The organism is Halobellus clavatus, assembly GCF_900107195.1.
Lineage (GTDB): Archaea > Halobacteriota > Halobacteria > Halobacteriales > Haloferacaceae > Haloquadratum > Haloquadratum clavatum.
This window is the reverse complement of sequence record NZ_FNPB01000003.1, coordinates 160,947-185,516: the sequence shown is the minus strand read 5'-3', so window position 1 is coordinate 185,516 and position 24,570 is coordinate 160,947. Positions and strand designations below refer to the sequence as shown.

27 protein-coding genes are annotated in these 24,570 nt (G+C 65.8%); 10 read left to right on the top strand and 17 right to left on the bottom strand.

The genetic code is table 11. From position 1 onward, the window contains the following. Window position 1: 1 nt before the first annotated feature. Window positions 2–283 (bottom strand): DUF8028 family protein, encoded by a 282-nt coding sequence (locus BLU74_RS06460; protein ID WP_089766458.1) that lies wholly within the window; start codon window positions 281–283, stop codon window positions 2–4. Window positions 284–523: 240 nt separating this feature from the next. Here BLU74_RS06460 and purM point away from each other — a divergent pair, with 240 nt between their 5' ends. Beyond that, the gene (gene purM / locus BLU74_RS06455) at window positions 524–1,537 is read left to right on the top strand and encodes a phosphoribosylformylglycinamidine cyclo-ligase (protein WP_089766457.1); all 1,014 of its coding nucleotides are present in this window, start codon (window positions 524–526) and stop codon (window positions 1,535–1,537) included. 26 nt (window positions 1,538–1,563) lie between these two features. Here the strand turns inward: purM and BLU74_RS06450 are convergent, their stop codons facing one another. Both BLU74_RS06450 and BLU74_RS06445 read right to left on the bottom strand, forming a co-directional pair. Further along, the gene (locus BLU74_RS06450; RefSeq protein ID WP_089766456.1) at window positions 1,564–2,106 is read right to left on the bottom strand and encodes a CBS domain-containing protein; all 543 of its coding nucleotides are present in this window, start codon (window positions 2,104–2,106) and stop codon (window positions 1,564–1,566) included. A gap of 74 nt (window positions 2,107–2,180) precedes the next feature. Beyond that, on the bottom strand, window positions 2,181–2,561 hold the full coding sequence (locus BLU74_RS06445) for a DUF555 domain-containing protein (RefSeq protein WP_089766455.1): 381 nt from the start codon (window positions 2,559–2,561) through the stop codon (window positions 2,181–2,183). A 299-nt stretch (window positions 2,562–2,860) separates the two neighbouring features. On the opposite strand from BLU74_RS06445, the gene BLU74_RS06440 reads away from it, so the two are divergent. After that, window positions 2,861–3,046 (top strand): hypothetical protein, encoded by a 186-nt coding sequence (locus BLU74_RS06440; protein ID WP_089766454.1) that lies wholly within the window; start codon window positions 2,861–2,863, stop codon window positions 3,044–3,046. Window positions 3,047–3,197: 151 nt separating this feature from the next. Beyond that, window positions 3,198–3,926: an archaeal proteasome endopeptidase complex subunit beta gene (psmB, locus tag BLU74_RS06435; RefSeq protein WP_089766453.1), complete on the top strand. Its 729-nt coding sequence runs from the start codon at window positions 3,198–3,200 to the stop codon at window positions 3,924–3,926. Window positions 3,927–4,114: 188 nt separating this feature from the next. Here the strand turns inward: psmB and BLU74_RS06430 are convergent, their stop codons facing one another. Further along, complete coding sequence (locus BLU74_RS06430; protein WP_089766452.1) at window positions 4,115–5,647, bottom strand: glutamate-cysteine ligase family protein; 1,533 nt, start codon at window positions 5,645–5,647, stop codon at window positions 4,115–4,117. A 109-nt stretch (window positions 5,648–5,756) separates the two neighbouring features. Between BLU74_RS06430 and ligA the strand changes: the two genes are divergently transcribed. Next, entirely contained in the window at window positions 5,757–7,535 is a 1,779-nt protein-coding gene (ligA, locus tag BLU74_RS06425) for an ATP-dependent DNA ligase LigA (RefSeq protein ID WP_089766451.1), read from the top strand. A gap of 85 nt (window positions 7,536–7,620) precedes the next feature. On the opposite strand, the gene BLU74_RS06420 is transcribed toward ligA, so the two are convergent. From BLU74_RS06420 to BLU74_RS06390, 7 genes are all read right to left on the bottom strand, one after another. Next, the gene (locus BLU74_RS06420) at window positions 7,621–7,920 is read right to left on the bottom strand and encodes a hypothetical protein (protein WP_089766450.1); all 300 of its coding nucleotides are present in this window, start codon (window positions 7,918–7,920) and stop codon (window positions 7,621–7,623) included. A gap of 76 nt (window positions 7,921–7,996) precedes the next feature. Further along, the gene (locus BLU74_RS06415; protein ID WP_089766449.1) at window positions 7,997–8,278 is read right to left on the bottom strand and encodes a DUF7967 family protein; all 282 of its coding nucleotides are present in this window, start codon (window positions 8,276–8,278) and stop codon (window positions 7,997–7,999) included. A gap of 52 nt (window positions 8,279–8,330) precedes the next feature. Further along, a complete protein-coding gene (locus tag BLU74_RS06410) occupies window positions 8,331–9,425 on the bottom strand; it encodes a DNA topoisomerase IV subunit A (RefSeq protein ID WP_089766448.1) in 1,095 nt (364 codons plus the stop codon). A gap of 1 nt (window position 9,426) precedes the next feature. Then, entirely contained in the window at window positions 9,427–11,835 is a 2,409-nt protein-coding gene (locus BLU74_RS06405) for a DNA topoisomerase VI subunit B (RefSeq protein WP_089766447.1), read from the bottom strand. Between the two features lie 117 nt (window positions 11,836–11,952). After that, window positions 11,953–12,492, bottom strand: coding sequence for a peptidylprolyl isomerase (locus BLU74_RS06400; RefSeq protein ID WP_089766446.1), 540 nt, complete (start codon window positions 12,490–12,492; stop codon window positions 11,953–11,955). 143 nt (window positions 12,493–12,635) lie between these two features. Further along, window positions 12,636–13,052 (bottom strand): nuclear transport factor 2 family protein, encoded by a 417-nt coding sequence (locus BLU74_RS06395; RefSeq protein ID WP_089766445.1) that lies wholly within the window; start codon window positions 13,050–13,052, stop codon window positions 12,636–12,638. 88 nt (window positions 13,053–13,140) lie between these two features. Then, window positions 13,141–14,214 carry an anthranilate phosphoribosyltransferase gene (locus tag BLU74_RS06390; RefSeq protein WP_089766444.1) on the bottom strand — a complete coding sequence of 358 codons (1,074 nt, stop codon included), beginning with the start codon at window positions 14,212–14,214 and terminating at the stop codon, window positions 13,141–13,143. Window positions 14,215–14,353: 139 nt separating this feature from the next. Between BLU74_RS06390 and ahbB the strand changes: the two genes are divergently transcribed. Further along, window positions 14,354–15,403 carry a siroheme decarboxylase subunit beta gene (ahbB, locus tag BLU74_RS06385; protein WP_089766443.1) on the top strand — a complete coding sequence of 350 codons (1,050 nt, stop codon included), beginning with the start codon at window positions 14,354–14,356 and terminating at the stop codon, window positions 15,401–15,403. Window positions 15,404–15,410: 7 nt separating this feature from the next. Here the strand turns inward: ahbB and BLU74_RS06380 are convergent, their stop codons facing one another. Continuing rightward, window positions 15,411–16,097 (bottom strand): helix-turn-helix domain-containing protein, encoded by a 687-nt coding sequence (locus BLU74_RS06380; RefSeq protein ID WP_089766442.1) that lies wholly within the window; start codon window positions 16,095–16,097, stop codon window positions 15,411–15,413. Between the two features lie 140 nt (window positions 16,098–16,237). Between BLU74_RS06380 and BLU74_RS06375 the strand changes: the two genes are divergently transcribed. Continuing rightward, on the top strand, window positions 16,238–17,206 hold the full coding sequence (locus BLU74_RS06375; protein ID WP_089766441.1) for a VOC family protein: 969 nt from the start codon (window positions 16,238–16,240) through the stop codon (window positions 17,204–17,206). Between the two features lie 58 nt (window positions 17,207–17,264). Here BLU74_RS06375 and BLU74_RS06370 read toward each other — a convergent pair whose 3' ends face one another. The 3 genes from BLU74_RS06370 to BLU74_RS06360 all read right to left on the bottom strand — a co-directional run bounded on the left by BLU74_RS06370 (window position 17,265) and on the right by BLU74_RS06360 (window position 20,375). Further along, window positions 17,265–18,386 (bottom strand): hypothetical protein, encoded by a 1,122-nt coding sequence (locus BLU74_RS06370; RefSeq protein ID WP_089766440.1) that lies wholly within the window; start codon window positions 18,384–18,386, stop codon window positions 17,265–17,267. A gap of 72 nt (window positions 18,387–18,458) precedes the next feature. Continuing rightward, window positions 18,459–19,238: a CehA/McbA family metallohydrolase gene (locus BLU74_RS06365; protein WP_089766439.1), complete on the bottom strand. Its 780-nt coding sequence runs from the start codon at window positions 19,236–19,238 to the stop codon at window positions 18,459–18,461. Window positions 19,239–19,310: 72 nt separating this feature from the next. Continuing rightward, window positions 19,311–20,375 carry an NAD(P)/FAD-dependent oxidoreductase gene (locus tag BLU74_RS06360; protein ID WP_245705743.1) on the bottom strand — a complete coding sequence of 355 codons (1,065 nt, stop codon included), beginning with the start codon at window positions 20,373–20,375 and terminating at the stop codon, window positions 19,311–19,313. Window positions 20,376–20,488: 113 nt separating this feature from the next. Between BLU74_RS06360 and BLU74_RS06355 the strand changes: the two genes are divergently transcribed. The 4 genes from BLU74_RS06355 (at window position 20,489) to msrB (ending at window position 22,979) form a co-directional block, all read left to right on the top strand. Further along, window positions 20,489–21,163, top strand: a complete 675-nt coding sequence (locus BLU74_RS06355; protein ID WP_089766437.1) for an HAD family hydrolase — start codon at window positions 20,489–20,491, stop codon at window positions 21,161–21,163. Between the two features lie 38 nt (window positions 21,164–21,201). After that, complete coding sequence (locus BLU74_RS06350) at window positions 21,202–21,906, top strand: RAD55 family ATPase (RefSeq protein WP_089766436.1); 705 nt, start codon at window positions 21,202–21,204, stop codon at window positions 21,904–21,906. Window positions 21,907–21,908: 2 nt separating this feature from the next. After that, entirely contained in the window at window positions 21,909–22,325 is a 417-nt protein-coding gene (locus tag BLU74_RS06345) for a DUF8057 family protein (protein ID WP_089766435.1), read from the top strand. A gap of 234 nt (window positions 22,326–22,559) precedes the next feature. Further along, window positions 22,560–22,979 carry a peptide-methionine (R)-S-oxide reductase MsrB gene (gene msrB, locus BLU74_RS06340; RefSeq protein ID WP_089766434.1) on the top strand — a complete coding sequence of 140 codons (420 nt, stop codon included), beginning with the start codon at window positions 22,560–22,562 and terminating at the stop codon, window positions 22,977–22,979. A gap of 5 nt (window positions 22,980–22,984) precedes the next feature. On the opposite strand, the gene BLU74_RS06335 is transcribed toward msrB, so the two are convergent. Then, a complete protein-coding gene (locus tag BLU74_RS06335; RefSeq protein WP_089766433.1) occupies window positions 22,985–23,419 on the bottom strand; it encodes a universal stress protein in 435 nt (144 codons plus the stop codon). A 102-nt stretch (window positions 23,420–23,521) separates the two neighbouring features. Beyond that, on the bottom strand, window positions 23,522–24,481 hold the full coding sequence (locus BLU74_RS06330) for a PAS domain-containing protein (RefSeq protein ID WP_089766432.1): 960 nt from the start codon (window positions 24,479–24,481) through the stop codon (window positions 23,522–23,524). Between the last annotated feature and the right edge of the window lie 89 nt (window positions 24,482–24,570).

The window sequence follows — 24,570 nt, the reverse complement described above, 5'->3', positions numbered from 1 at the left end:
GCTATCCCCGGATCGAGCGGGGCTCGTGACCGTGCCCGACGACGAACGCGACCCCGTTCGCACCGATCAGTCCAGCGAAGAGGAGGGCTTCGCCCCCGGTGAAGCCAGTCGCCAGGAGGGGCAGGTACGCCAGGGGCAGAGCGATGGCAATCCAGAAACTCACGGCCACGACGAGCCACTGGATCCATCCAGTAGCTGTTCGCAACGCGCCTCGGAGGGCGCCGTGGACCTGCCGGACCGATTCGTTGGTGGAGGGATCGATGGTGGAGGGAACGGTGGACATCTGTGCTCGCTTCGTCGTAGGTGCGACGACTCCATATAACGGGATGAGCGTTCATTCCCTTCACCCGGATTCACCCGGCCGTTCGCACCGTTCGCGCCGTTTTGAAATCGACTCAAAATCCGGCAAAACGTTTATGAGCTGATCTACATCGGTATCGCCGCCGTCACGGCTCCGACGGCTGGACTGCACCCGTGGCCGGAGACCGGACGTATTTTGCCCCCTCGCCGCGGGACTCCTGGTATGACCGCAGACGACGCGGATCCGGACGAGGTGTCGGATCCCGAAGGTGCCGATGGGGCGGAGTTGACCTACGCCGACGCGGGCGTCGACATCGAGGCCAGCGAGGCCGCAACGGCGGCCCTGATCGGTGCCGTCGGCGAGAGCGACGGGGACTACGCGGGGTTACTCGACATCGGTGACCGGTACCTGGCACTCGCGACTGACGGCGTGGGGACGAAGCTCCTCGTCGCGGCGGCGCTGTCAGACTACTCGACGGTCGGCATCGACTGCATCGCGATGAACGCGAACGACCTCGTCGCCGCGGGCGTCCGGCCGGTCGCGTTCGTGGACTACCTCGCGATCGACGAACCCGACGACACCTTCGCCGAGCAGATCGGACAGGGACTCAGCGCAGGCGCCGAGGAGGCCGACCTCGAACTCGTGGGGGGCGAAACCGCCGTGATGCCGGAAGTCGTCGACGGCCTCGATCTCGCCGGTACCTGTGCGGGGTTGGCGGCCAAAGACGCGATCTTCCCGGGCGCGGCCGAACCGGGCGACGCGCTCGTGGGCTTTGAGTCCTCGGGGATCCACTCGAACGGCCTGACGCTCGCCCGGACTGCGGTCACGCGCGAGCACGAGTACACCGACTCCTGTCCGTTCGGCGAGTACGACACGCTCGGCGAGGCGCTGCTGGAACCGACTCGCCTCTACACCCACCTGCTCGATCCGATGCGGGCCAACGACGTCCGTGCGGCGGCGCATCTCACCGGCGGTGGATGGACGAACCTCGAACGGCTCGGCGACCACCGGTACGTGATCGAGGACGCGTTCGATCCACAGCCGGTCTTCGAGTTCGTTCAGGAGGCGGGCAACGTCGCCGACGAGGAGATGCACCGGACGTTCAATATGGGGACCGGCTTCGTCTGTGCACTCGCGCCGGACGACGCAGAGGCGCTCGCCGAACGCACCGAGGGCCGCGTGATCGGGCACGTGGAAGCGGGCAGTGGCGTCTCGATCCGCGGACTCGATCTCTGAGGTCGGCTGAAGGCGTCGCCCGGTGCTCAGAGGTGCGCCGCGACGTCCGCCTCGGTGACGATGCCGACGGTCTCGCCGCTTTCGACGACCAGTACCGCCGAGTGGTGATCTAACGCTGCATCGATCTCTTCGAGCGTCGCCGACGGCTCGGCCGTCGTGACCGACTCGCGCATCACGTCCGCCACCGGGAGGGTGCCCACGTCGTCTTGTTCTTGGGCGTGGCGGATGTCGCTGTTAGAGATGATACCCACGGGCCGGCCGTCGCGAATGACGGGTAACTGAGAGAAGCCCTCGTCGAGCATCACGTCCCGCGCGAAGCGAACCGAGTCGTCGGGCGCCACGCTCACGACGCCTTCGTTCATCAGATCCGCCGCGCGGACGACGCTCCCCTCGGCCTCCTCGAGCGCGTTGACGATCCGCCGGAGCGTCGAGAGCCGCGGATCCACGTCGCCGCCCTCGATGCGGGCGATCAGTGGCTGTGACACCTCGGCCATCTCGGCGAGCCGGCTCTGCGTCAGCTCCAGGTTGGTGCGGCGTTGCCGCAGGTCCTGCGGAGTCGGGAGGTCCATACGCCAAATTACCCGAAGTTATAGGAAAGTGTTTCGGGGTGACGCGGCTCCGGACACGTCCAGAGAGTCGAGCGCTACTGCTCGGAGTGATCGTCGCGGTCGTCCGCATCGGCTTCGGTCTCGACGACGTCGATGACCGAGAGCGGGACGTCGCGAAGGGCGCCGCCGACCTCGCTCTTGGCGATCCGAGAGGCGTGTTCCTCGCTGTCCGCGTTGAAGACGTCGATCTCGAGCAGGAGGCCGACGAGCGCCGTGTTCGCGGCGATGAACGCGGAGTCGAACGGTTCGCCACAGGCCGGACACGGGGTCACACCCACCTCGACTTCGACGTACTCCTTGTCCTTGTCGTTGAGTCGCTTCCCGGCTTCGCTGACGGCGACGCCGATGGCGTCGTCGACGTCTTCGACGTCGCGAACGAGCCACGCGGCTTCCATCGCGACGAGATAGTTGCTCATACCACGAACTCGTGCCGCGGGGTTTCGTGTCTTGTGGTTCGTCCGCGCGGATGCGAGTGCGTGACACCGATATTCGGAACGCTCAGCCACCGAGCGTCGCGTACGCGACTCCAATACTGCGCATAACTTATGCGGACGAACAGTGGAGTTGAGTACATTCGTACGGGGTCGAGCGCGAAGCAGCGCGGCACGCGAGGAAACGGCGGCAAGAATGTATAATCGCTGTACAGCGTCGACATCACCATCCGCGCCGTGGAAAAAGATTTATATATGCGGCCTCCTGCTGACGAGTCACGCCGATGATGACAGAGTTTCACCGAGGGATCGCGTTCCTGCTGTATCAGACGACGCTGCTCCTCGGAATCCTGGCGATGCCCTTCGCGCTGGTCGCGCACCGACTCGGACTCACGCTGACAGTACGCCCGCTTATCGAATCCGCCGAGCGGACCTACGAGCGCGCGGACGGCCGAGCGGACGGGTCGTAATCGAAGACGCACTGAGTTTCTCCGACGGACTCGATCGTCCCAGCTGCTGGACCCGCCGGACAGCATATGGTAGTCTGTCGCCACGAAGGCGGAACGGGCAACAGCAGTGGGAAGGGTGGCATTTATCAGCGACGGGTGTTAACTCCGGGTAATGCGTAATCCTACGAGCGACGACGTCTCGAATCTCGATTCGCTGAACGGCGAGCACTCGGACGTCTTTTCGCCCGAGCTCGGAGAGTTTTCCAACGCTGAACAGCGGGCCCAGCAGATGGGCGACAAAGAGACCAAGACGGGGACGACCACCGTCGGTCTGAAGACCGAAGACGGAGTCGTGCTGGCGACCGACATGCGCGCGAGCCTCGGTCGGATGGTCTCCTCGAAAGACGTCCAGAAGGTCGAAGAGATCCACCCGCGCGGCGCGCTGACCATCGCCGGCTCGGTGTCTGCGGCGCAGTCGCTCATTAGTTCGATCCGCGCTGAAGTTCGCCTGTACGAGGCGCGACGCGGCGAGGATATGAGTATGCAGGCGCTCTCGACGCTGATGGGCAACTTCCTCCGCTCGGGCGCCTTCTACATCGTCCAGCCGATCCTGGGCGGCGTCGACGACGACGGCCCGCACATCTACAGTATCGACCCCGCCGGGTCGATCCTCGAAGAGGAGTACACCGTCACCGGCTCGGGCAGCCAGTACGCCCTCGGTGTCCTCGAACAGGAGTACAACGAGGACCTCTCGCTCGAGGAAGCCAAGTCGGTCGCCGCCCGTGCGATCAAGAGCGCCGTCGAGCGCGACCTGGCCTCCGGCAACGGCATCAACGTCTGCGTCGTCACCGAGGACGGCGTCGAGGTCACTCGCCACAAGGACTTCGACGAAGTCCTGTAATCGGTCGGATTCCATCCTTCGCGGCGTCGGAGGCGTATCGCCGGCCCGTGATTCTCTCCGCCGCTGGAGCGCACACGACCACGACCCGTAGAGAGACTCCGCTGTGCAGTGCCACTGCGGTGGCCCACGAGTAGTACCGACCCACAGACGTGGACGACTCTGGTGACGCGTGAGAACGGAGCGTCGGCTCAGAGCCAGTCCGCGAACGAGCCTTCGAGCAGCGTCTCCCGCTGTTCGCGGACGTAGTCGCGCTGCATCGAGGCGATCGCGTCTGCAAACGAATCACCGTCGGCCAGATACTCTCTGACGCGCGAGACCTTCCAGTCCGCGGGCGTGGTACGGTTCTCGACGCGGGCGCGCAGGGGGCGCACGTACGTCTCGGCCTCCGACTCCGACAGCCCGGCGGCCGTGAGTCCGTCAACCGCGTGCGCGAAGATGTCCTCGTAGACTTCCTCGGTCGACATCGTCTCGACGCCGTCGTTACAGATCCACCGCTGCCGGCTATCGAGCCCCTCCCGCATCGCGTCGTAGAAGTTCCCCCGCGCGGTCGACCACGGCTGATCGGTCGCCGGGTGACGCCGCTGCGGGAGGCTCTCCATCAGGCCGGCGAAGGTGGCCTGGAACGCGATCGAGTCGTGGACAGTCGGCTGGGCCGCGATCGGTCTGAACTCGATTCGCGCGTTCGCATCCGAGCGCGAGGCCCCGTCGAAGACCGGGCGGACCCAGCGCCAGTACGTGCCGTGTTTCCGTCGGAGCGTCGCGAACTGATCGTCGAAGCGGTTGCCCTCCGCGACAGGCATCGGGACCATCGTATCGTCGGTGGCGACTCTATCGACGGCCTGATCGATGGTCTGCAGATCCTCGGGAAATCGGACTTTCTGGGCGTCTTCGGCGTTCAACACCGACTCGAACACGGCGATGCGGTGTTCGTCGTAGCCCTCCGCGAGGATCTTCTGCGCCCCGACGTCGTCGTAGAGGTCCGGCGGGAAGAACGGCGAGTTGACACCGAGCGCTAAAAGCGGGCCGGCCACCCGGAGCGCGTAGTTGAACAGCGTCGGGAGGTCCTCGGCCTGCGCGACCTGGTAGTGCGGCTGGATCGAGGTGATGAGTGACTCCGGCATCACCGTATCGGCTGACAGCGTCACGTTCGGCGCGTCGATCGCCATCTCTTCGCCCGCGTTCGGCCCGTTGGCCATCGTGTGATACCGGACGGAGCCGCTCATATTCGTCGCGATTCGGACGCCCTCGGCCTCCACGCTGCCGGTGAGATACTCGCGTGCCGTCTCGCCCGCCGGCGGGATCGTCCACAGGCCGTCACTCACGAGCCGCATCCCCTCCGCGGCGGTACAGTCCATCGCCGCCGCGAGGCGGGCGCGGACCTCCGATTCCTGGGCCCGGAGCCCATCAGCATTCAGCGGCTGTGGGCTCGTCGTCATCTCCGCGTTGTGGAGGCCGAGTTCCTTCTCGAACCCGATCAGTTCCAGCAGCCGACGGGGAACGCGCATCAGACCGTACCTGTCGGCTTCGTTGGACGCGGCCCACCGGCCGTCGGCGACGGCGTAAAACTCGTATTCGAGGCCGACGATCGACTGGTGGTTGTCGAAGGTCCCGTCCCGGAGTTCGGTCTTCACGACCTCGGCATCGGTCCGAGCCTGCGCCTCGAACTCGTCGGGGTCGACGGCGAGGGCGTCGCGCACCTCGGCCGCCAGCTCCTCGGTCATAGCCCACCGTGGGCGGTGGGAAGTCTTCAATCCGACGGCTCCCGACGCGCGTCCGCACTCCGGGACTGAGTCGGCGGACTCTTGTCGACCGCGGCGGTAGGACCTGCCGATGCAGTTCGCAGCGTTCGCCGCGCGCGCCGCGGAGATGGAAGCGGAACCGGGCGACCTCGCGACGATGGATCTGGTTGCGACGCTCCTCGAAGACGCCGACGCGGAACTCCCGATCGTCGTTCGGTTCCTCCAGGGACGAGTGTATCCCGCCTGGGACTCGACGACGCTTGACGTGGGGCCGGCGCTGCTTCACGAGGCGATCGCACGCGCGGCGGGCCAGAACGTCGATGCGGACGACGTCGAGGCGACACTCGCCGAAGTGGGCGAGATCGGTGCAGTCGCCGCCACCTACGACTTCGGCGGCCAGCGCGGTCTGGGCGCGTTCGCTAGCGGCGAGCGCGACGCACTAACCGTGTCGGCGGTCGACGACAGACTCCGTGAGATCGCGACGATCACGGGCGACGGAAGCGAACGGCGACGGCTCGATACGCTGTTCGGCCTGTTCAACCGCTCGTCGGCCGACGAGGCGAAGTTCCTCGCGCGCCTCGTCCTCGGAGAGATGCGGATCGGCGTCGGAGCGGGGACCGTACGCGATGCCATCGCCCGGGCCTTTCTCGACGACGGGTCCGGAGACGTCGAGTCAACCGCAGCCGAAACGGATGGGGATCGGGGCGAAAGCGCGGAACACGACGAGGCGGAGACGCCGGCCGTCACCGCGCCAGCAGACGCGACAGTCGCGGCCGTCGAGCGGGCGCTGCAGGTCTCAAACGACTACGGGATGGTCGCTGGCGTCGCGCGCGACGAGGGGCGTGCAGGCCTCGAAGCGATCGGACTGGAGGTCGGCCGGCCGGTGCAGGCGATGCTCGCACAGACGGGCACCGCCACCGAGGCGATCGACGCGTGGGGAGCGGCCGCCGTCGAGACCAAATTCGACGGCGCGCGCGTGCAGGTCCATTACGACGGCGCGTCGACCGCGCTGTTCTCTCGGAATATGGATGACGTCACCGAGCCGCTTCCGGAGGTGGTCGAGTTCGTCGAGCGGGAACTCGACCGCCCGGCGGTCCTGGACGGAGAGGTCGTCGCCGTCGACGAATCGGGCGCACCGCTGCCGTTTCAGGAGGTCCTTCGGCGGTTCCGACGGAAGTACGACGTCGAGCAGATGCGTGACGAGGTCCGCGTCGAACTGCGTGCGTTCGACTGTCTGCACGCCGACGGCGAGGACCTCCTCGACGCGCCGCTGACAGCGCGACACGACCGGCTCGAGTCGCTGCTCGGCGGCACCGACGCCGTCTCGAAACTGATCGTCGCAGACGACCCCGAGACGGTCGCGACCGTCGAAGAGGCGGCCCTCGAAGCCGGCCACGAGGGAATTATGCTCAAGGACCCGACGTCGACGTACGACCCCGGCAAGCGGGGCCAAAACTGGCTGAAGCGCAAGCCCGACGTGGAGACGCTCGATCTGGTGGTCACCGGGGCCGAGTGGGGCGAAGGTCGCCGCGCGAACTGCCTCGGGACGTTTCTCGTCTCGGCGCGGGTGGACGACTCGACGGCAGCCGAAGCCGGAGCGTACGCGACGCTCGGAAAGGTCGCGACGGGGATCACCGACGAGCGCCTCGAGTCGCTGACCGAGCGCCTCCGACCGCACATCGATCACGAGGACGGGCAGACCGTCTCGATCGAGCCCGCGGTCGTCTTCGAGGTGGGGTACGAAGAGATCCAGCAGTCACCGACCTACCAGTCCGGGTACGCGCTCCGCTTTCCCCGGTTCGTCGAAGTGCGCGAGGACAAACGGCCCGCGGACGCCGACACGATCGAACGTGTCGAGCGGTTGCAGTAGTGCCACGTCGCAGGAGGGCATTGTCGTCTCGGTCGATGCGATACCGCCGATCAGCGAGCGGAACGGACCCTCGGAACTACCCGAATCAGCGTTCGCGCTGCGCGTAGACCTCGACGGTATCACGAGTGATGACGACCGGGTGGTCCCAGATGACCGTCGAGAGTTCGACATCGTCGTGGGCAGATGCCAGGAGCGAGTCGATCGCGTCGGTATCGATCCACTGATACAGTGTGCCGTTGTCGGTCGGAATGCCATCCAGTGGCCCCTCGGAGAAGGCGGCGACGACGGCGTTCGCACCATCTTCCTCACCGGTCCAAACGTAAGTGGCGATTGGGTCCGAATCGGCTGGGTTCGGAGCCGTGCTGGTTCGTGGCGTACTGCTCATACACCTCGCTGTGCGCCACCTCATAAAAAGGCACGGGCCCAAAAATCACTATTGATAGCGGAATCGCTCCGCTTACTCAAACCGCGTCGTCGGGGTCGTGTTCCGCTCGCATTCGTCTGGCCTCGGTGGCGAACTGGGAGCGACGATCGGACTGTTCGACGACGCCGAGGTTGTCCGGATCCGCCTCGACGGCGGCGGTCGTCTCTCGGACGTCGCTGAACGAGGTCAGCGCCCGTTCTTTGCGGAAGTACTGTTGGCCGTCCGGAGTCGCATACGTGAGAATGATCAGGTTCTGTTCGTCGTCGGAGTCGGTCCGCTCGACGAGCCAGACACGGACCGTCTCACCTGATGAGGTCATACGTGGGCCTACGCCGCAGGCGAAATTAGTCTCTCCTCCGATTCCCGGGCGGTTAGAGGACGCCCATCGTTGAGAGTCGCTCCGGGAGGTAGGTGTCGGTGACGAAGTCCAGGCCCCGTGACGCGAGCGCCTGCTGCTCGGCCTTCTTTTCGAGATCCAACTGGAGTTCGATCTGCTCGGTCCAGTAGTCGGTCTGGAACCGGGGGTCCTCCAGTTCGGATTCGAGCGCGTTGACGTCGGAGTCGGCCAGCGGGTCCGTCGGGAGGTCGTACTCGACGATGTCTTCGGGCTGGATTCCCACGAAGCGAGCCTCGGGCGTCGCGAGGTACTCCGAGAGGTGGGCAGACTTGATCGACCCGTAGGCGACGGACCCGTAGATCCGATAGGACCACGGGTCACCGTCAGTGAAGACCACGACCGGGAGCGACAGTTCGTCGTGCAGTCGCTTCGTGATCCGGCGCGTCGCGCGGGCCGGTTGCCCCTTCAGGTGGACGACTAGGCAGTTGTACTCCTCGTCGAAGCCGTTCTCGACCAGTCGGTCGCGCATCCCACCCGTCTCGACGCAGAGCACGAAGTCGATGTCGTGGTCCAGAAAGTCGATCGTGTCCGGGTTGTTCGGGATCTGATACCCGCCCTCGCCGACGTCTTTCTGACAGTGGATCTCCCGTTCGCCGCGGCGCGTCTGTTCGCGGAGTTCCAGCGGACCCATCAGCGTCGCGCCGGACTCCTCGGGGCGCATGTGGAAGTCCTCCCGGGTGACCTTCGAGACGATCTCGAGGTCCTCGATGAGTTGGTTCGACTCGTCCTGGCTGTTGAACTGCGCCTCCTCGTTGTCCCACGACTCGGAGAGGTAGTACAGTTCACGCAGCGTCGACGAGCGGCTCTCTTCGAGTTGGTTCACTAAGAACTCGATGGCGTAGGCGGCCTTGAGCAGTTTGCGTGCCCCGCGGACGCTGTTTGCGGACCGGGTGGAGGTCCGGTCGCCGTAGACCCACACCTTCGACTCCTCGTCGAAGACGATGTTCGACTTCGTCCGGGTGGGAATGTCCATGTGTGGTACCTCGCCCGCCGCGAACTGATCGTAGAACTCCGCGGCGAGTTCGACGAGGCGCTCCTGTGCGAGTTCGTCGTCCTGTTTCGTGCTCATATCAGGCGTTGATCGTCAGTTTCTCTGTCTCGATACCGTCCACGTCGACGTCGAACTCCGCGTCACCGCTCACGGTGTAAGTGAGTTCGGCCGTCTCTCCCGCCGGGATCGACGGCTCCCAGGAGATGAACCACTCGTCGTCCAGATCGACGACGCTCACCCCGTCCGGAAGGTCGCCGGGTTCCGCAGAGACGATGTCGGTGATCTCGGGGGTTTCCGCCCGGTCGGAGTGGTTCTCGACGACGAGGGTTACGCTGTCGCCGTCGACGTCCCGCTCGACGCTGACGTTGTTCATAATTCGGGCGAGCGCGCCGTCGATGTTCGGTCGCGGCCGTCCCGTCACTTCAGAGAGTTTGTCGGCCATCTCCGGGAGGATCGTCCCGAGGACGTCCTGTTTCTTCCGCCGCTTCTGCATCGAGCGCCGCTTGTTCAGGTAGGATTTGAGGTCCCGAGCGGCCTCTCTGATGGCCAGTTCGATCTCGTCTTCGATCGCGGGGATGTTCGCGATGGCGTCCTTCGACTCGCTGGTGAACGGCACGTTCGTCGAGGCGACGTGGATCATCACCACTGCCGGGCCGTTCGGCATCCCCGACCCGCCCGGCTGGTCGAGTCCGTAGTTGCGCCACCCGATCTGCTTCACCACGTCAGTCGTCGCACACGCGCCGCGCTGGTAGACCAGCGGCACGCGGTTGGCGAACCGCAGCAGATCGACGGTGCCGTCCTCGAGTTCGCCGCCGTAGGCGATCCCGGCCTCGACGACGAACGGATCGCCGCCGTGGACCTCCGCGTCGCGCGAGGCGGCCGCATAGAAGTCGGCGTCGAACTCTTTTTTCAGACCGGCCTCGACGAGTTCGGCCGTGATCGGTGAGAGGCAGTTCGTCGGCGGCGCGAGGATGTCGGTCTCGCGCATCGCCTCCAACAACTCGGAGGCGACGTCGCGGTCGTCGGCGACGGCCCGAACCTTCGGCGGGTCGTCGGGGACGGTCCGCATCGCCCCCCACAGCGCCTCGACGACGTTCTCGCGAGCGGTGTCGCCGAAGGAGACGTCCTCGGAGACGACGAACTCCGCCGATCGGTCGACGTAGTCCCGGACGGTGTCGCGCGTCGCTCGGTGCCGCGGATCGCCGTCGCGGAACTTGTCTGCCAGCCGTTCGGCGATGCCCGAGATGGTCGCGTCGTCCTTGCGCGTGCTCGTCGCATCGTCGACGAGTGCGTAGAGGTCCGAGACGAGATCAGTCCTCAGCGCATCCCACCCCGCCTCGACGGCGTTCTCGCGCACCGTCTGACCGAAGGTCGTCTCGAACTCGTCTTCGACGTCCTCGGCCACCGTGTCCACGATCTCGGTCACATCCGCGTGCGTCGTCCGCTCGCGGGACTCGAGCGCGTCCGCGACACGCTCGGCGAACGTCGCGGTCGCCGCCGCCCCCTTGTTCGCGACGGCGTCCTCAACCGCGGATTCGACGTCGACGTCGGCACTGCGCGGCACGCTCCAGCCCATCTCGCGACCGAAGTGCCGATCGCGGAAGTTGTTCAGGACCTTGTCGGCGGTCTTCGAGCCGACGCGGGTGAACTCCTCCTGGAGGAACCCCGAGACCGAGTACGACTCGGTCGCGGTGAGCATCTTGAGCAGCGTGCCCAGTTCGACGCCGTGGGGATGCGGCCGGATCTCTTCCGTTTCGGCCGGCAGCGACGCCCCCTCGACGCGTTCGTATCGTCTCGGTTCGTCGAGCCCCGGTTCGTCGAGGACGAGTCGCGCGTGGGGGTTGACGACGGCGGTGTGCTTGACGTAGTCGTGGAGTTGCTGGCGGGCACGCATGTTCGCCTCCATCTCCATCTCGATCCGCGTGCCGTGGGTGGGCGAGAGCTCCGATTCGCCCGGTGCGCGCTCCTCTTCGACCTGGATCTCGGGCTCGTTGGTGTCGGTGTCGATGATCAACTCGAAGTACTGCGCGCGTTCGGAGCGCTGCGTTCGGGAGGTGATCTTCGCGGGTTTCCCGGACGTGAGCTGGGAGTAGAGAACCGCCGCCGAGATGCCGATCCCCTGCTGTCCGCGGCTCTGCTCGCGGGCGTGGAACCGGGAGCCGTACAGGAGCTTCCCGAAGACTTTCGGAATCTGCTCGCGGGTGATCCCCGGACCGTTGTCCTCGACGATCAGCGTGTAGTAGTCGCCCGATTCTCTGATCTCGATGGAGATGTCGGGTTTGATCCCGGCTTCCTCGGTGGCGTCGAGGGCGTTGTCGACCGCCTCCTTGACGGCGGTGACGAGCCCGCGTGCCCCCGAGTCGAAGCCGAGCATGTGCTTGTTCTTCTCGAAGAACTCGGCGATGGAGATCGCCCGCTGGCCCTCGGCCAGCTCCTCGGCGATCCCGCCTCCGTCATCTTCGCCGAGTGTCGACTGGATAGACGTCATTCTCTGCGAGATCCTTCCGCACGGACGGTTAAGAAGGGTTCGGGAGCGAGGTGAAAGTATAACTGGCCGACCGGCGAGTGCTCGAACCGCGCTCCCGGGCCGGAGGCCTAGCGTGCGCTACTGTTCGACGTCGACGGCTTCGATCTCGATATCTTTCACGGGCTTGTCGTCGCTGTCTGTCGGCACGTCGCCGATCTCCTCGACGACGTCCATCCCTTCGACGACCTGTCCGAAGACTGCGTGCCGGCCGTCGAGATGGGGCTGAGCGCCGAGCGTGATGAAGAACTGCGACCCGTTCGTGTTGGGCCCGCGGTTCGCCATCGAGAGTTTCCCCGCCTCGTCGTGGTTCAGGTCCTCGTGGAACTCGTCGTCGAAGGTGTAGCCGGGGCCGCCGCGACCCGTCCCCTCGGGGTCGCCGCCCTGAATCATGAAGTCGTCGATGATCCGGTGGAAGACCGTCCCCTCGTAGAGCGAGTCGGTCCGCGTCTCGCCGGTTTCGGGGTCGCTCCACTCCGTCTCGCCCGTGGCGAGACCGATGAAGTTCTCGACCGTACGCGGCGCTCGCTGCTCGAACAGTTCCAGTGTGATGTCACCCTTCGTCGTCGAAAGCGTCACGACGGGGTTCTCGGGATTTTCGAGTTCGGACTCGTCGACCATAGGCATCTGGAGGGCCGACTGATACAAAACGGTGTCCTCTCGGGGACGTCGGTCTGGGCCGGTGGGTGTCTCGAGCGCATCGGTCGGTGGGTGTCTCGAGCGCATCGGTCGGTGGGCGCTGAGACGCGGTGCCCCCGTGATCCTCACTCCGCGAGATCAGTGTCCGGGATCGCGCTCACGTGCATACCGACGAAGACCCACTGCGCCGCCTGGTCGTCAGGTGCGCGTCGTTCGAGCGTCCCGCTCCACCGGGTCTCGAAGTCGAACGCGCGGTCGCGTCTGGTGTCCGTCCAGGCCATCCGCACGTCGTCGGCGAACCACGCGTGTTCACCGGACGCAGTCACGCGGAGGTCGTGGCTCTCGACCGACCAGTCCTCCGTCGACGCCGTTTGCTCGCGCAGGCCCGCCTCGATCTCTTCGTAGCCGCATAGCTTCTCAGTGATCCCGTACTTGACGATCGAGGCGTCCTCGGCGAAGAAGGGAGAGAGCGGCTCTCCGTTCCGAAGCGCCGCGTAGTACGCTCGAAGGCGTGCGGTAGCGGTCTGCGTGGGCGTGCTCATACTCCCACACCCGGTCGCCGCGAAGAAACCCCTGTCGGCGACCGGGGATCGGGACAGCGGGGGCGTGCGGAACCGACAGACGCCGCCCTCAGAAGTCGCGCAGGTCGTCGAGGACGGCGTCCGCCGCGCCCGATTCGATGCTCTCGCGGGCCAGTTCGAGCCCCTCTTCGAGCGTGTCGGCGTCCTCTCGGGCGTAGATCCGGAAGGCCGCGTTGAGCGCCACCGCGTCGGCGAAGTGGTCTTCGCGTTCGCCGGCGAGGATCGCTTCAGTCAACTCCGCGGAGTCGCCGGCGACGTCGTCTGGGTCGACCTCGAGGTCCTCGTACTCGAAGTCCATTCCGTACTCCGGCGTCTCGATCTCGTAATCCCGGAACTCGCCGTCGGTCCACTCGCCAACCTTCGTGTACCCCGGGCGGATGTCGTCGTAGCCCTCCATTCCCTGGAACATCACGACGCGGTGGGGGCTCTGTGAGGACATCTGCTCGAAGGTGCTGGTGACTTTCTTCGCGAAGGCGAGGTGGTAGAACGAGCCGAGGTGGACGTCGGCCTTCGCGGGGTTCGCGAGCGTCTCGACGGTGTTGACGAACGTGCGGACGCCCATCTGATCGCGGCGGTCCCACAGCGCGTGAACGTGCGGCGCGAACTCAGGTTGGTAGTAGAACCCGAAGCCCGTCTCGTCGGCCATCTCGGCGCTCTCCTCCGGGACGAGTTCGGTCCGAACGCCGAGTTCGTCGAGGACGTGCTTGTAGGCGTCCTGCTTTTGCGTCGGCACGCGGTCTCCGGAGTGCGCGACCACGGGTGTGCCCGCGCCGGCAGCGACGATGCCCGCTGCGGCGCCCAGGATGGCGGTGTCGCCCTTGCCGTCGTAGTTCGCGCCGCAGTCGACGGGGTCGACGTCGGGTTCGGCGTACACCACGTCCTCGGCGATCACGTCGGCGTACCCGGACAGTTCTTCGGCGTTGTTGTGCTTCCAGCGGTTCGCGAGCCAAAACGCACCGAGCGTCGTCGGATCGGGCTCGTCGGCGAGGATCCGCTCCATCGCTTCGGTCGCCTGCTCGCGCGTCATGTCCTCCGCGGACTTGACGCCCGAACCGACGACTTCGGTCATCAGTCGCTTCAACGGCCACTCCCCGAATTCGGCGGGCTCCGTCGCTTGCGCCATACGAATACGTTGGGAATCGAGTAGCAAAAGTCACCCGTTCGATTCCCGCCGCTTCGGGAAGGCCACCTCCCGATCCGCGCTGTCGATGCGACGGAGTCAGGCCGAAATAGGTAGGTTCGTCGGGACCGAAGCCGAGGTAATGAGTGCACTCGACGAGGACTGGCGCGCCGACCTCGACGAGATCGACGCGGCGCTGATCGACGACTACCAGAGCGGCTTTCCGGTCGTCGAGCGGCCTTTCCGCGTCGTCGGCGAGGAACTCGGGGTCGAAGAAGCGGAGGCGCTCGAGCGGGTCCGACAGCTCCGCGAGCGCGGGATCTTTCGGCGGTTCGGGGCGGTGTTGAATCCGCCCGTGATCGGCAGTTCGACGCTGGCAGCGGTTTCCGCACCCGAAGACCGCCTCGCGGAGGTGGCCGAGGTGATCAACGGCTACCGGCAAGTGAACCACAACTACCGCCGCGACCACTCGTGGAACCTGTGGTTCGTCGTCACCGCGGCCTCTCAAGAGAAACGCGACGCGATCCTCGAGGAGATCGAGACGCGGACCGGCTGTGCGGTCCTGAACCTCCCGATGCTCACGGACTACTACATCGATTTAGAGTTCCCGGTCGTCAACGACGACGCCTTCGCCCGCGAGAGCGTGGCCGCGACCGACGCCTCGGCCACCCGGATCTCCGAAGCCGCCGTCGGTGATCTCTCAGCGCTCGACGCGGCGCTCCTGACGGAGATCCAGGACGGCTTTCCGCTCTCTGCGACGCCGTATCGGGACATCGGAGCGGCCATCGACGCCGACGTGGCAGACGTCGTCGCGGCCGTCGAGCGGCTGCGTGACGACGGGTGTATCAAGCGCGTCGGGTGCGTCGTCAACCACATCGTGACGGGGTTCGACGCCAACTGTATGGTGGTCTGGGACGTCCCCGACGAGGAACTCGACGAACGGGGTGAGGCGGTCGGCGAACTCCCGTACGTGACGCTGTGTTATCACCGGCCGCGACGCCCCGAACAGGACTGGCCGTACAACCTCTTCACGATGATCCACGGCCGCGAGAGCGAGGCGGTCGACGCGAAGATCGACGAACTCGCCGCGGACCACCTCCCATTCGAGCACGAACGGCTCTACTCGACGGAAACGCTGAAACAGACCGGGGCGCAGTACGACGACCTGGTGACCGCCGAGACCGAGCGCTGACTCGGAGTCACGCGAGAATCGCGGCCAGGAGCTTTCGCTGTGCGGCCGCCAGGTGTTCTGAGAACGTCGACAGCGCGATGTCCAGTTCCGCGGCGACGTCGCCGGCGTTCGCGCCTTTCGGATGCTCGAAGTACCCCAACTCGTGGGCGGTCTCGATGACCTCGCGCTGGCGCTCGGTGAGATCGCTCCGGTCGACGAGGACGAGGTCGGCCCCGTCGCGGTCGTCTCCCGATCGGACGAGTCGGTGAACCGAGACGCCCGACCAGCGCTCGTCGAGTCGGGAGATCACGCGCCGGAGAGTGTCGATGTCGGGGGCGTGGAAACTGATCACCAGATTTCCCTCCCGGGTGTGGACGTTCCGGACGGGACAGCCGAACGCCTCGACGGCCTCACAGAAGCAGAGGCGATCCCGTTCCCGTTCAAAGCGGTAGACCCGTTCGTCGCCGTAGGAAAAGACCGCACTGAACTCGGAATCGAGAGCCGCGAGCGATTCGTCGATCGAGGCCGCCGAGGCGTCGGTCTCGAGAACGATCTCCTCGGTCGCGGGCGCCTCGGGATCCGTCGGGGCCGACTTCGTCACGGACGCCGCGGGCGCGTCCGCCGCGGCGGACGCCTGTGCGGCCGGACAGTCCGGCGGCGATTCGACAGTCACCTCGGCGCGAATTCCGGTCACGCCCGGCTCTGAGGGAATCATACGTGATCAATGGTTCGGGATGCCGACGCGCTCAGTAAAAAGCCCCCACGATATTTGGGACGTTTCTATAACCATTATACCAGTGAAACGGCAACCGTTCAGTAGAGTTCGCCACGGGAACTCACACAGGAACACCAACTATGAAACGACGACAATCCCCTGTTGCCAAGCTCGGACACGTCGCAGCGCACACGCCGGACCTCGACGAATCGCTCTGGTTCTTCAACGAGGTGATGGGCTTTCAGATCACCGAACGCGACGGCGATACGGCCTATCTCCGCGGGATGCGTGACTGGGAGCACCACACCCTGAGCCTCACCGAGAGCGGTCAGACAGGCATCGATCACTTCGCGTTCCGAACCGAGAGCGAGGAGGCGCTCCACGATCTGGAGGCACAGCTGAAAGACGAAGGTGAGGAGGTCACCCACGTCGAGGCCGGCACGGAGAACGGCATCGGCGACGCCATCCGCGTCAACAAGTTCGGACACGAGTACGAGTTCTACTGGGACGTCGAGAAGCCGCGCGCGCCCGAGGAGAAGCGCTCCGGCCTCCTCAATCGGAACTACAGCGAGTCCGTCGCGAACCGGATCGCGCCCCGTCGGATCGATCACATCCACGTGAACGACCCCGGCCAGAAGGCGTTCGATCACGACGAGTGGCTCCGCGAGAAGATGCACTTCCAGCTCAACGAGCGGTACACGGACAAAGACGGCGAGCACTGGGGCTTCTGGTACGCCGTCACACCGCTGCCGCACGACATCGCGATCCACCGCGAGGCGCCCGACGACCCGACGCAGTTCCACCACGTCGCGTACCACCTCGACAGTCTGCAGGACCTCTGGACGGCCGCAGACATCTGCAGCGAGCACGGCATCGAGATCAACAACCGGAGCAACGGCCCCGCGATGCACGCGATCACGCGTGCGGACTGTATGTACGTCAAGGATCCCGCGAGCAACCTCCGCCTCGAGCTGTTCGCCGGTCCGGGCTATCTGAACTTCGAGCCCGACTGGGAGCCGATCGAGTGGCAGGAAGAGTCCCTCGGCGGCCCGACCAACCACCAGTGGCACGGCGGCGGCCCGACCTGGGACGGCATCGACTACGTCTGAGCGGCGCCGGCGCTCTCGGTTCTTTTTCGCTCGTCGCGCCAGCATCGAGCCGCATCGCTCAGATGACGCGGGTGAGCCAGCGGACGCCCCACTGTATCACAAGCGGGATGATCCCCCCGACGATGATCTGCAGCCACATCGCCGTCGACGCCGGGAACTCTTTCGTATCCCGGACCTGACCAATCCGGTGTCGCTCACGTTGGAACCGCTCCAGTTCGTCGCTGTCGTTCAGTGCGTTCTGTACGTCGGACGGGTCGCCGACCGTCTCGTAAAACCGCTTCTCCAGGGACTTCAGCTTCCGCCGCCGTCGCTTTCGCATATACCGGTGCAGTGTCAGCAGCGAGAAGCCGATTGAGAGGACGCCAACCGCCCAAAGCCCCGTGAGAAACGCCGTGACGACCGTCTCGGGCTGTCGATACGGCGTGTAGAGAAACTCCGGGAACACGAACGGGGCGTACAGCAGCACCGTGAGCAGCACGACTCCGGCGACGAAGAGGTAAAACGAGTGCTTGAGCAGTTCCCCGATCGGCCGAAGCCCGCCGAGGTTGTGTGGGTCGAAGTAGTAGAATTTCACGTCTTCTCGGTCGAACCGCCGCGGGAGCGAGATGTGGAGGCTGGCGTACATCGCAGCCGTTTCGAGCAGTACCGGGGCATATCCGAACGGGATGATCACGAGCCAGCCGAACAGTCCGGCGACGCCCTCGTACTCGGCGATCGTCGGGATCCGGCCGGTGTATATCAGGTAGAGATAGTACCCAACGACGGCGACGACGAACAGGGCACGCTTGGGGCGGGCGGGGACCAGCCGCTGAAAGGCCGTCGACCCGGACTCGATCCGCGAGCCGATCCGGATCTCCCGGCAGGCGTCCGCGTAGCGGTCGCGCGCGTACCGGTTCGTGAACACCGCCAGCAGCACCGTCGCGGGGAGCGCCAGCCACGAGGGGTTGTCGAGCACCGTGTTCCGGCCGACGGTCACCTGTTGGACGGAGTGCAGAACGAATATGTCAAACAGGATGATGGCACCGACCAGAAGGTACGGCCGCGGGACCGACTGCAGCCGTCCGACGGCTGGCGTCGACGCACCGAGATCCGGGAGCGCTGGGCCGACGCGGGCCGCGACCCGGTCCGCGGCCTGTTCCACCCAGAGCCGCTCGCCGTACTGCGGGCCACCGTCTGCCATATAGGATACGTGTCCGGTCAGCGGTACTTTTAGTTGCTCATTGCTCGGCCGATTCGGAGAAGACTACCTGGGTTACCTGGACAGCGGCGAGAGCTGGTACAGCGCCCGCGCGGCCCCGATCGCCCCCGTCTTCGCGAGCGCACCGCCGCGGTACGCGCCGTAGCGAGCGTAGAGACCGCTCTTTCTGACGCCCGCGCCGGCGTAGTGGCGGGCTGAGGTGGGAATCGGCGTCCGCCGACCCTCGACCCGCGTCGCGCCGTCGCGGATCGCGTTCAGTACGACGGCCGTCGTGAGTTCGTCGCGGCTGAGGTCGTCGATTTCGATCTCGGTGTACGCACGGCCGACGTATCCGACTTTGTGGGCGTCGCTGCCGGCGACTCCCGGATAGCCGTACGCGTTCGCGTACCGTCGCGCACGTCGGTTCTTCCACCCGGTAAAGGCCCAGGAGTTGTACACTTCGATCGCGTCGGGTTCGACGCCGCGGAGCCGGCGTTTGCGGACGCCGTGGCGACTCCGCTGGAAGGGGTGCGGCACGATCGCCACGCCGCCGCGCTCGCGCACCCACGCAGCGGTGTCGGCCATCGATTCGCGGTGGGGCGGCATCTCTTCGATCCCCAGCGCGAGCAGGTGGCCGTCGGCGGTCGACACCTCGACACCCGGGATGCCGACGAGCCCGTACGTTGGCGCTAACTCCGCGGCCCGGACTGACTCGTGGATGACGTCGTGGTCAGTCACGGCGACGCCGTCCAGTCCGATCTCGGCAGCCTGTTCGAGGAGGAGTTCGACGGGATCGGTCCCGTCGTAGGAGGCCTCCGAATGGACGTGGGGGTCGATTCGTACAGTTAGCGACACGAGAGTCCGTAGGACACGACCGCAGTAAAGCCTGTCTGCACGCGGATCAACGATCTCGAACCGGCCGGCGGCTCACTCGAGCGCCGTTCGGAGCCGCGCTCCCGTCTCGAAACCGTTCCACAGCGCCGCCGGGACCCGGCCTTCGCCGACCACCCAGTCGCCGGCGACGTAGAGGCCCGCGTCTTCGGCCACCCGGGTAGAATCGGCGTCGGCAGCCGCATCGGGCAGTGCGTACCGCCAGCCCTGATCGTCGACCCAGTCGGGGTCCTGATAGCGCTCGTCGTCCAGGAGCGTGGCCACCTGGTCGCAGACTCTCGACTGGATGGCATCGAGTTCCTCGTCGTACGTCTCCGTCGACCACTCGGGACTCATCTGGACGATCAGGAGGCTCTCGCCGTCGGGAACGTGTCCCGGTTTGCACTCTTCGCGGGACAGCCACCCGATCGCGTGGTCGTACTCGGGGTTGACCAGCCCGTACCACGGGTAAGACTCGTGGAAGGGGTAATGCAGCACGACCGTCCGGATGGTGCGGTAGCTGACCGAGTCGACCGCCTCAAGCAGCGTCGAGCGGCGCGCGTCGTCCCAGTCGGTCGCGCGCAGAAGGTCGGCTGTCTGCGGGGCTGGCGGCGTCACGAGGAGCGCGTCGAACGGCCCGTGGTCAACTCCGTCGGTGTCGGTGAGCGTCCACGTCTCTCCCCCCGCGATGGATTCGATCCGGGTCCGACGGTGGACGGTCGCGTCGGCGTGATCGAGCAGTCGCTTGGCCAGTTGGGTGATCCCCGTCGACCAGGTGCGCTTCGTCGAGTCGCGGCCGTCGCCGGGCGTGATCTCGCCCGTGCCGTCGAACGTCCAGACCGGCTCGTCGATCTCGACGAGGCCATCGGTCCCGAGTTCCGCCAGGAGCGACGCCGTCCGCTCGTCGACTTCTTTCACGTAATTCGCCCCGTGGTCGTAGTAGCAGCCGTCCCGTCGACGAGTCGCCGCGCGTCCGCAGACGCCGCCGCTCTTCTCGAGAATTGTCACGTCGACGTCGGCGTCGCGGAGCGCGTACGCCGCTGCGGAGCCGGCAGCCCCAGCTCCCACGATGCCGAGACTCGGCGTCGAGTCACTGTCAGTCGCTGAGTCCGTCTCGCTCACACTGCAGGCTTGGGCGGCGCGGATTTCAGCGTTCGGGCCGAACAGCCGCGACCGGACGCCCGGGGAGCCGCGATTCCGCAGATACTTCATCGCTCGGCGCGCACGATCCCTCGATGACCTACGACGCGGTGCTCTTCGACAACGACGGCGTGCTCGTGGAACCACCGCCGCTGGAACTCCTGACCGAGGCCGCAGCCGACGCGTTTGCCGCCGTTGGCGTCGAGGATCCGTCGGAAGCGGACGTCGATGCGATCTCTTACGGCGTCACGCCGGATCGGCTTAGGGACGTCTGCTCGACGTACGACGTCGAGGTCCAGGACTTCTGGCAGACTCGGGATCGGACCGCGAGCGACGCCCAGGTCGCGTCGATGCGACGCGGCGGGAAGCCGCGGTACGACGACGTCGCCACGCTCGACTCGCTCGCCGACCCGCTCGGAATCGTGAGCACGAATCAGCAGGCCACGATCGACGCGATCCTCAGCCATCACGACCTCGACTCCCTGTTCGAGACGGCGCACGGCCGACCGCCTACCGTGGCGAGCCTCCGGCGGAAGAAACCCGAACCATACTATCTCGATCGGGCACTGGCCGACCTCGACGCCGAGTCGGCGCTGTTCATCGGCGACAGCGAGACCGACGTCCTGGCCGCTTCACGGGCGGGGATCGATTCGGCGTTCATCCGCCGCTCACACGTCGCTGCCGTTGAACTGGATGTGACCCCGACGTACGACCTCGACTCGCTGTGGGACCTCCACGAACTGCCTGGCGTTACGCTCGCTGAAAATTAGCCCGGAACGGTTATGGGGGCCCTCGCCCGACTGCACCTATGCGGATTCCGAGCGGGGTAAGCGGCTTCGATCATCTCATTCAGGGGGGATTTCTCCCGGGGCGACTCTACGTCCTCTCGGGACCGCCCGGGAGCGGCAAGACCACGTTCACGGCGCAGTTCATCGCTGAGGGGCTCAGGAACGGCGAGAACTGCCTGTACGTCACGATGCACGAGTCCCGTGACGAACTGGTCGACGACATGTCGAATTACGACTTCGGCTTCGAGACGCTGACGAGTTCGGAACAGTTCCGGTTCGTGAACCTGGCCGGCCAGAAGGGGCAGCGACTCCTGAATCAGTCCTCCGGCGGCGGGATGGCCTCGAGCGTTCAGGGGTTGACCGACAAGCTCGTCGGATTCGTCAACTCCCGCGACATCGACCGCCTCGTCATCGACTCGACGATGCTGTTGGAACTCTTCTTCGCCGACGGCGACGAGGAGATGACGCGGTTTTTGACGGCGTTGAAGAACTCAGACGCGACGACGCTGCTCATCTCGGAGATGACCGACCCCAGCGCGTACGCCGACGAGCACTTCCTCGCCCACGGGGTCGTCTTCTTCCACAACTACCTCGAGGCGACCGGAATGACGCGCGGCATCCAGGTCGTGAAAATGCGTGGAACCGACATCGACTGTGACATCCGCTCGCTCCGGTTCGAAGACGAAGGCCTTGTCGTCGATCCGACGAGCCGGGTCGACTTCTGACGATGTACGAACGCGCCTTCGACGTGGACTGGACATCGCTGTCGGGCGAAGAGGCCATCCGTCGAATGTACTCACTCGGGATCGCGACGGAACTGGGGTACGAACGCCCCGAGGAACGAACGCGGATTCAAGAACTCGCCTCAAGCGCGTACGAGCGGAGCGTCCTCGAACTCTCCTTCGAGGAGGGGCGACGGAAGGTCAGAGACGTCAGGCCGCTCCACGAGACGGACGAAGAAACGTGGACGGAACTCGTCGAATCTGTCGACGACCCGTCGCCATCCCGAGAGTCGCTGGCGATCGATTCGGTGCCGGACGACGTCCCCGACGCCGTGGATCGACCCTCGTTGCTCAGCGGGTTCGATGCCGACGACCTCGATCGCCTTCGGTTGCCGTCGCTCCTGGAGCGAGACGAGGAGTGACCGAGCGCGGCGTCGCAGTTCGGTAGTCGATTCCGGGGAGATTTTTGGCGAGCAGGCGGCACCAGCGCTGCACCCGCGCCGGTGTGCCGCTCAGTCGCTGTCCGGCGCGGGGTGAGGTTCACCGCACACGCAGGCTGGCCGCGGGATGTGTCATAAACCTCCGGACCGCAGCGGCGCCGAGCCGGGCTCGGCTGTCGGGGCGAGACTCTTGGGTGTCCAGTCCCAACGGAGGGTATGGCACACGAGCCCACGACGGAGAGCGACGACGAACTGCCGGACTCCGAGGAGGGGTGGCGCGATCGCCTCACAGAGGAGGAGTACGAGATCCTGCGCGAGCGCGGCACCGAACCGAAATTCAGCGGCGACTACCTCGATCAGAAAGACGACGGCAGTTACCGGTGTGCTGGCTGTCAGGCGGAGTTGTTCGACAGCGAGACGAAGTACGACTCCGGCTCCGGCTGGCCCGCGTTCTTTGATGCCGCGGAGGGAGCGATCGAGACGGAGACAGACACGCGCCACGGGATGCGCCGCGTCGAAGTCCTGTGCCGAAACTGCGGCGGCCACCTCGGTCACGTCTTCGAGGACGGCCCGGATCCGACGGGAAAGCGCTACTGCATCAACTCCGCCGCCCTGGAGTTCGACCCCGAGGAGTGATCGGCCTACCGTTCGGCAGCGAGGTTGGTGGTCAGCACCGGCACGCCCGCGCGGGCGACCACCTTCTGTGAGACGCTCCCCATCATATTCTTCGTGTAGTCGCCCTGCCGCGTCCCCATCGTGATCAGATCGGCGTCCATCTCCTCGCTGTATCCCAGGATCTCCTCGGCGGGATTCCCCTCGCGGATCTCGGCGGTGACGTCGATGCCGGCCTCGCGGAGCCGCGTCGACGCGCGGTCGGTGGCCGCCTCACCCTCGCCTTCGAGTTCCGAAACGACCTCGCTCTTCATCTCGTCTTGAAGCGTCAGGAAGGCCCGGTCGTCGATGACGTAGAGAACGTACACCTCGGCGTCCCGTTGGACGGCGATGTCGGCAGCGGTCTCGACGACCGCGTCCATCGACTCGGTGCCGTCTGTCGGCAGCAGGATTCGATCGAACATATGGCTCTGTCGGGGGTTTCGTCTGCGGGACCCTATATCCTCCTTTCTTCGGTCGCCGGGTTGCGGCCGGTCGCGACCGGGACGACCCGGGGTCCGCGATGGCTACGCGGAATCGGCGGTGGAATCGGTGCCCGGGATCCCGACTGTCGGCGGGGGAGTTGCGGTGTCTCGAATCGATTCGAGCGCCGCACGAAGTTCGTCGTCCGGAAGCGATTCGATGGCTGTGTTCAGTTCCGAGATCACGGTTTCGAGCCGTTCGCTGAGACGGTGTCGCTCTGTGACGTCCTCTGCGATACCGAGGACCATTCGCTCCCCGGTCGGCGCCAGTTCGATCGGGAACTTGCGAACGCGCTCGATTCGTGCTTCGGCGCCGTCCTCGACGTGCTGCTCTGTGATTACGAGCGGACTGTCGCGATCCAAGACCAGCGTGTCCTCTGTGTGAAACTGCGCGGCGAGGTCCGGATCGTCGAGGACCGATGCCTCCGCAGTCCCCTCGATCTCCTCGGGGAGTCGGCCGTAGCTGGCTGCCCCGGCCTCGTTGACGAAGCGGTAGTGTCCATCTCGATCTTTGAGGAAGACGCACTGTGGCAACCGATCGAGGACCCGTCGGAGGTGGCGCTCGCTCCGGGAGACCGCGCGCTCCGCTCTAACGCGTGCACAGGCGTTTCGGACGCGGTTCGCGAGCATATCGAAGCGGTCGGTCTTCCCGCCCTTCCGGATGTAATCTGTGACGCCGGCGGAGATGGCCCGACTGGCGATCTCCTCAGATCCCTTCCCGGTGAACAGAATGAACGGCAGGTCCGGCGCTTGCGCTCTGACCGCTTCCAGCAGGTCGAGACCTGACATCTCGGGCATCTCGTAGTCGCTCACGAGACAATCGACGTCACCGACGTGTGTGAGGGCGTCCTCGGGGTTCGTTTCCGTCTCGACCGTGATCTCCGGGCTCGCCTCCCGGCCGACACGCGTAAGCTGGAGGGCTGTCAGTTCAGCGAACGACCCGTCGTCGTCGACGTGGAGGACCTCGATGGGTCGCTCCTCCACAGGGCTTCCCAGCGCACTCATTGCCGTCTCCCGTACATACGCTGCCAGAGGGCGGGTGAGCGCATAGCTCTTTTCAAACAGAGAGCACGAACGGGATCTCCGCAGCCGAG

Excerpts from the sequence above, each read along its gene's own strand:
- BLU74_RS06420 (WP_089766450.1), bottom strand. The coding sequence starts at position 7,920 with ATGAGCAGTACGCCACGAACCAGCACGGCTCCGAACCCAGCCGATTCG.
- BLU74_RS06345 (WP_089766435.1), top strand. The coding sequence starts at position 21,909 with ATGTACGAACGCGCCTTCGACGTGGACTGGACATCGCTGTCGGGCGAA.
- BLU74_RS06445 (WP_089766455.1), bottom strand. The coding sequence starts at position 2,561 with ATGAGCAACTATCTCGTCGCGATGGAAGCCGCGTGGCTCGTTCGCGAC.
- BLU74_RS06405 (WP_089766447.1), bottom strand. The coding sequence starts at position 11,835 with ATGACGTCTATCCAGTCGACACTCGGCGAAGATGACGGAGGCGGGATC.
- BLU74_RS06370 (WP_089766440.1), bottom strand. The coding sequence starts at position 18,386 with ATGGCAGACGGTGGCCCGCAGTACGGCGAGCGGCTCTGGGTGGAACAG.
- purM (WP_089766457.1), top strand. The coding sequence starts at position 524 with ATGACCGCAGACGACGCGGATCCGGACGAGGTGTCGGATCCCGAAGGT.
- BLU74_RS06330 (WP_089766432.1), bottom strand. The coding sequence starts at position 24,481 with ATGAGTGCGCTGGGAAGCCCTGTGGAGGAGCGACCCATCGAGGTCCTC.
- BLU74_RS06415 (WP_089766449.1), bottom strand. The coding sequence starts at position 8,278 with ATGACCTCATCAGGTGAGACGGTCCGTGTCTGGCTCGTCGAGCGGACC.
- BLU74_RS06335 (WP_089766433.1), bottom strand. The coding sequence starts at position 23,419 with ATGTTCGATCGAATCCTGCTGCCGACAGACGGCACCGAGTCGATGGAC.
- BLU74_RS06440 (WP_089766454.1), top strand. The coding sequence starts at position 2,861 with ATGATGACAGAGTTTCACCGAGGGATCGCGTTCCTGCTGTATCAGACG.
- BLU74_RS06410 (WP_089766448.1), bottom strand. The coding sequence starts at position 9,425 with ATGAGCACGAAACAGGACGACGAACTCGCACAGGAGCGCCTCGTCGAA.
- ahbB (WP_089766443.1), top strand. The coding sequence starts at position 14,354 with ATGAGTGCACTCGACGAGGACTGGCGCGCCGACCTCGACGAGATCGAC.
- msrB (WP_089766434.1), top strand. The coding sequence starts at position 22,560 with ATGGCACACGAGCCCACGACGGAGAGCGACGACGAACTGCCGGACTCC.
- BLU74_RS06350 (WP_089766436.1), top strand. The coding sequence starts at position 21,202 with ATGCGGATTCCGAGCGGGGTAAGCGGCTTCGATCATCTCATTCAGGGG.
- BLU74_RS06400 (WP_089766446.1), bottom strand. The coding sequence starts at position 12,492 with ATGGTCGACGAGTCCGAACTCGAAAATCCCGAGAACCCCGTCGTGACG.
- psmB (WP_089766453.1), top strand. The coding sequence starts at position 3,198 with ATGCGTAATCCTACGAGCGACGACGTCTCGAATCTCGATTCGCTGAAC.
- BLU74_RS06390 (WP_089766444.1), bottom strand. The coding sequence starts at position 14,214 with ATGGCGCAAGCGACGGAGCCCGCCGAATTCGGGGAGTGGCCGTTGAAG.
- BLU74_RS06355 (WP_089766437.1), top strand. The coding sequence starts at position 20,489 with ATGACCTACGACGCGGTGCTCTTCGACAACGACGGCGTGCTCGTGGAA.
- BLU74_RS06460 (WP_089766458.1), bottom strand. The coding sequence starts at position 283 with ATGTCCACCGTTCCCTCCACCATCGATCCCTCCACCAACGAATCGGTC.
- BLU74_RS06375 (WP_089766441.1), top strand. The coding sequence starts at position 16,238 with ATGAAACGACGACAATCCCCTGTTGCCAAGCTCGGACACGTCGCAGCG.
- ligA (WP_089766451.1), top strand. The coding sequence starts at position 5,757 with ATGCAGTTCGCAGCGTTCGCCGCGCGCGCCGCGGAGATGGAAGCGGAA.
- BLU74_RS06380 (WP_089766442.1), bottom strand. The coding sequence starts at position 16,097 with ATGATTCCCTCAGAGCCGGGCGTGACCGGAATTCGCGCCGAGGTGACT.
- BLU74_RS06430 (WP_089766452.1), bottom strand. The coding sequence starts at position 5,647 with ATGACCGAGGAGCTGGCGGCCGAGGTGCGCGACGCCCTCGCCGTCGAC.
- BLU74_RS06395 (WP_089766445.1), bottom strand. The coding sequence starts at position 13,052 with ATGAGCACGCCCACGCAGACCGCTACCGCACGCCTTCGAGCGTACTAC.
- BLU74_RS06450 (WP_089766456.1), bottom strand. The coding sequence starts at position 2,106 with ATGGACCTCCCGACTCCGCAGGACCTGCGGCAACGCCGCACCAACCTG.